General features: G+C 72.9%; 4 protein-coding genes. 2 read left to right on the top strand and 2 right to left on the bottom strand.

What is annotated here, in order from left to right:
* Nucleotides 1-543: maltotransferase domain-containing protein (locus tag AB0M20_RS27595; RefSeq protein ID WP_364303022.1), on the bottom strand; the 543-nt coding region annotated here is incomplete at its 3' end.
* 145 nt (nt 544-688) lie between these two features.
* Here AB0M20_RS27595 and AB0M20_RS27590 point away from each other — a divergent pair.
* Together AB0M20_RS27590 and AB0M20_RS27585 are read left to right on the top strand one after the other, a co-directional pair.
* The gene (locus tag AB0M20_RS27590; RefSeq protein ID WP_364303020.1) at nt 689-3,052 is read left to right on the top strand and encodes a glycosyl hydrolase family 65 protein; all 2,364 of its coding nucleotides are present in this window, start codon (nt 689-691) and stop codon (nt 3,050-3,052) included.
* A 45-nt stretch (nt 3,053-3,097) separates the two neighbouring features.
* Nucleotides 3,098-3,952 carry a S41 family peptidase gene (locus AB0M20_RS27585; RefSeq protein WP_364303018.1) on the top strand — a complete coding sequence of 285 codons (855 nt, stop codon included), beginning with the start codon at nt 3,098-3,100 and terminating at the stop codon, nt 3,950-3,952.
* Here AB0M20_RS27585 and AB0M20_RS27580 read toward each other — a convergent pair.
* A partial coding sequence (locus AB0M20_RS27580) for an amidohydrolase family protein (protein ID WP_364303016.1) occupies nt 3,949-4,889 on the bottom strand: 941 nt, incomplete at its 5' end. The genes AB0M20_RS27585 and AB0M20_RS27580 overlap by 4 nt on opposite strands.

The raw sequence follows: 4,889 nt of genomic DNA, 5'->3' as shown, positions 1-4,889 counted from the left end.
CAGTGCGATGTCGCGCATCGCCGCCGCTGCCGTGCTCAGCAGCTGGACGCAGTCGGGGGCGCGTGGCACCCGGGTCGCGGCGCGGTCGAGGACCCGTGCACCCTCCTCCAGCATCAGCTCGACGTCGACGCCGGCGCCGACCTTGATCACGGCGTCGTGGTGCCAGGTGCCGTACGGGTCCGACCAGCCCTCGACGCGGTAGGACCAGCGGCCGGTGCGGTCGGCGCTGATCGTTGCCGACCACCGGTCCAGCCCGGCGTTGACGCACGTCATCGGCAGGCTCTGCGCGGCGCCGCGCGGGTCGGTCAGCACCACGGTCGCGCCGACCGCGTCGTGACCCTCGCGGAAGACGGTGGCGGTGAGGTCGAAAGGCTCGTCCACCACCGACTTCACGGGCCGGTTGCCGCCGTCCACGAGCGGCTCGATGCCCTGCACCGGAATCCGTCCGAGCGGGCGGGACGGCGCGGTCGGAGCATCGGGCGGAACCGTGGGTGGGCGGCGTTCCGGCCGGGTGACGGGCTTCGACGATCCCGTGTCGTCCATGGCGGGGAGCGTATCGCGCCCGGGTTGACCTGGGCCGCGCCACAGGTCAGGGTGAACGATGACTCGCCGCCGTCCCGGATCCCCTGTGAGGTGACATGTTCGCGAATGCCCCTCACCCGCCCGCGGGCGATTCCGAGCGTGCTTCATGATCAAGAAGGCTGTCTTCCCGGTCGAGCCGTGGCAGGTCCGTGAGGCCGGGCTGGAGCTGGACCGGCTCGCGCAGACGGAGTCGGTGCTCGCCCTCGCCAACGGGCACATCGGGCTGCGGGGAAACCTCGACGAGGGCGAACCGCACATCATCGCCGGCACCTACCTGAACTCGTACTACGAGCAGCGGCCGCTGCCGTACTCCGAGATCGGCTACGGCTACCCGGAACAGGGGCAGACCGTCGTCAACGTCACCGACGGCAAGCTGCTCCGCCTGATGGTCGACGACGAGCCGTTCCACGTTGCCCACGGTCGCCTGATCGAGCACGAGCGGGTCCTGGACCTGCGCGACGGCGTGCTGCGGCGCACCGTCGAGTGGGCGTCACCGGCCGGGCGGCGGGTGCGGATCCGCAGCTCGCGGCTGGTCTCGTTCACCCACCGGGCGGTCGCCGCCGTCGACTACGAGGTCGAGGCGGTCGACCACGACGTGCGGATCACCGTGCAGTCCGGGCTGGTGGCCAACGAGGAACAACCGCAGAAGTCCGATGACCCGCGGGTCGCGGCCGCGCTGCACCGTCCGCTGGTCGCCGTGGGGCAGGACACCGAGCAGCACGGCGCGGTGCTGCTGCACCGCACGCGGACCAGCCGCCTCTTGATGGCGGCCGGCATGGACCACACGATCGAGGCGCCCGGCGACTACGACGAGGAGATCGACGTCCGCGACGATTGGGCCCGCACCACGGTGGTCACCGTGCTGCGGCCCGGCGAGCGCCTGCGGGTGACCAAGTTCCTCGGGTACGCGTGGAGCTCGTCGCGCTCGCCGCAATCGGTGCGCGACCAGGTCGCCGGGGCGCTGACCCACGCGCGCTACGCCGGCTGGGAAGGGCTGGCCGCCGACCAGCGGGCCTACCTCGACGAGTTCTGGGACGCGGCGGACGTCGAGATCGACGGTGATCCGGTGCTGCAGCAGGCGGTCCGGTTCGGGCTCTTCCACGTGTTGCAGGCCGGTGCCCGCGCCGAGCGCCGAGCGGTCGCCGCCAAGGGGCTGACCGGGCCGGGGTACGACGGGCACGCGTTCTGGGACACCGAGGGTTACGTCCTGCCGCTGCTCACGTACATCGCGCCGCACGCCGCGGCCGACGCCCTGCGCTGGCGGCACAGCATCCTCGACCAGGCGAGGCACCGGGCGCGGACCCTCGGCCTGGCCGGCGCGGCGTTCCCGTGGCGCACCATCCACGGCGAGGAGTGTTCGGCGTACTGGCCGGCCGGCACGGCGGCGCTGCACATGAACGCGGTGATCGCGCGCGCGATCGAACGCTACCGCGAGGTCACCGGGGACGACGCGCTGGAGCGGGAGTGCGGCCTCGAGATTCTGGTCGAGACGGCCCGCCTGTGGATCTCGCACGGGCATCACGACGCCGACGGCGTCTGGCACATCGACGGGGTCACCGGCCCGGACGAGTACAGCGGGGTCGCCGACGACAACGTCTTCACCAATCTGATGGCGGCGCAGAACCTGCGCGCGGCCGTCGCCGCGTGCGCCCGGCGGCCCGAGGAGGCCGCCCGGCTGGGCGTGCGCCCGGAGGAGCCGGCCGCGTGGCAGAAGGCCGCGGATGCGGTGCACGTGGCGTATGACGAACGGCTCGGCGTGCACGAGCAGTCGGCTGACTTCACCCGGTACGCGCCGTGGGATTTCGCCGGCGAGCACCCCGGTGAGCCGCTGATGATGCACGCCCCGTACTTCCAGCTGTACCGCCGGCAGGTGATCAAGCAGGCCGACCTGGTGCTGGCCATGCACTGGTGCCCGGAGCACTTCACGGCCGAGCAGAAGGCGCGCAACGTCGACTACTACGAGCGGATCACCGTTCGCGACTCGTCACTGTCCGCCTGCACGCAGTCCGTGATGTGCGCCGAGGTCGGCCACCTCGACCTGGCACACGACTACGCCTGGGAAGCGGCTCTGGTCGACCTGCGCGACCTGCACGCCAACACCCGCGACGGGCTGCACATGGCTTCGCTGGCGGGGGCGTGGTCGACGGTCGTCGAGGGCTTCGGCGGCCTGCGCGAGGACGGCAGCACGCTGACGCTCGCGCCACGGCTGCCCGCGGGCATCACCGGTCTGCGGTTCCGGCTGCGGCACAGCGGGCTGCGGCTGCTCGTCGAGGTCGACCACGAGACGGCCCGGGTCAGCCTGCGGGACGGCGCCGACGGCCGGCTGCCGATCCGGCTCTACGACGAACCGGTCGAGGTGAGCGCCGGCGAGCCGGTGGTCCGGCCCGTCGTGGCGTTGAAGCCGCTGCTGCCGCGGCCGGAACAGCCTCCGGGGTACGCACCCGAGCGGGCCGGTTCGCGCCCGGCGTAACGCTTCGCCGCGACTCGGGGGACCGCACTGCCTTAGCGTCGGATCATGAGCACCGACGAGCTGATCAGCCGGCTGACCGGCTGGCTGGGCCGGCTGATGCCGGCCGGGCCGCGCCGCGACCGCCTCACCGACGACCTGCGGGCCACTTTCGGCGGCCGCGACGATCCGCTGACCGAGGAGGTGTGCCGGAACGTCGTGGCGTGCGCCCAGAAGCATTCGCGGCACCTGGAGCTGTTCTTCACCGCGGAGGCGACGGCGTCGCCCGACAGCGAGCCGGTTGGCTGGGGGCCGCCGGACGCCGCCGCGATCCGGGCCCGGGGCGGCGGGATCTCCGCCGTCCGCCGGCTCGACGACGGCACGGTGGTGCTGACCGTCGACGGGCTGGAGACGTACGGGATCGCTCAGCCGTACGTCGACGCCGCGTTCACCCTGGCGCAGGGCGCGAGCCGGCTGGTGCTCGATCTGCGGGACAACGGCGGCGGTGACCCGGCCACGGTCGCCGCGATCGCCGGCCGGCTGCTCGGCGACGGCGCCCAGCACCTGTCCGACGTGGTCTACGCCGACCGGCGCCGCCAGTGGTGGACGCCGGACCTGCCGTCCGGCACCGCGCTCGCCGTGGACACCACCGTCCTGGTCAGCTCGCGCACCTACTCCTCGGCCGAGGCGCTGGCCTATCACCTGCAGGCCAGGAAGAGGGTGACGGTGGTCGGCGAGGCCACCCGCGGCGCGGCCGACCACGTCACCCCGATCCAGCTCACCCCGCAGGTGTTCGGCCTGCTGCCGCAGGCGACCGTGGTGGACACGGTCACCGGCACGAACTGGGAGGGCACCGGTGTGCGGCCCGACGAGCCGTGCCCGGCCGACGACGCGCTGCGGCTGGTGACGGCGAAGCGCCCCTAACCGCCGGCCAGGGCAGCGCTGGGAACGGCGGCGCCGTGGCACGGGCAGCCGCGCGGGGCGACCGGGGCCGCGGCGGGCCTCGGCTGCTTCGCCATGGCCTCGATGTCGGCGAGCATCCGCCGGCGCTGCGCCGGCCCGATGAGGTGGCCGCGGGTGACGACGCTGTTGATGCGTGTGGTGTTGCCGATGTCGTGCAGCGGGTTCGCGTCGAGCAGGACCAGGTCGGCGATCGCGCCGCGGGCCACCACCCCGGCGTCGCTGCGGCCGAGGTAGCGGGCCGGGTTCAGGGTCGCGGCGGCGAGGGCCTGCAGCGGTGTCAGGCCGGCCCGCACGAACATCTTCAGCTCGTCGTGCAGGCTGAAGCCCGGCATGAGGTACGTCGTGCCCAGGTCGGTCCCGGTCATCAGCGGCACGCCGGCGGCGGCCAGGTCGGCGGTGAGGCCCAGACGGCGCCGGAAGAGCTCCGCCGACTCGGCGATCCGGGCGGGTGTCCGGCCGGGCAGGTACAGATTGTCCAGCGCCCAGTCCCAGTACCCGATCATGTCGGCGCTGACGTAGCGGAAACGGCGATCGTGGCGGTCGATCCGCTCCGGCATGTCGTTGGTCTCGTGCAGCACCAGCGTCGGCGTGAAGTACGTGCCGTTGCGGGCGACGCGGCGGAACACCCTGTCGGCCTTGCGCCGGTCGTAGCTGCGGGCCGCCGCGTACTCGATGGGGTGCATCCGGTTGAACCAGCCGTTGTAGTCGCCGGGACCGATCGGCACGGCGGCGACCGCGGCGCGCAGCCGGTCCTCGTCGGCCGACGTGTCGAACCACACCTCGAACAGGTGCTCCACGGTCCGTATGCCTCGGTCACTGGCCTCGGTGAGCTGGACGAAGTCGGGCACGTGGCCCAGGAACGGCAGGCCGAGCGCATCGCATTCGTCGGCGACGGCGA

Origin of the sequence: Actinoplanes sp. NPDC051633, from assembly GCF_040681735.1 — a bacterium.
In the GTDB taxonomy this organism is placed as follows: domain Bacteria; phylum Actinomycetota; class Actinomycetes; order Mycobacteriales; family Micromonosporaceae; genus Actinoplanes.
The sequence above is the reverse complement of the archived record's forward strand: the minus strand, read 5'-3'. Positions and strand labels throughout refer to the sequence as shown.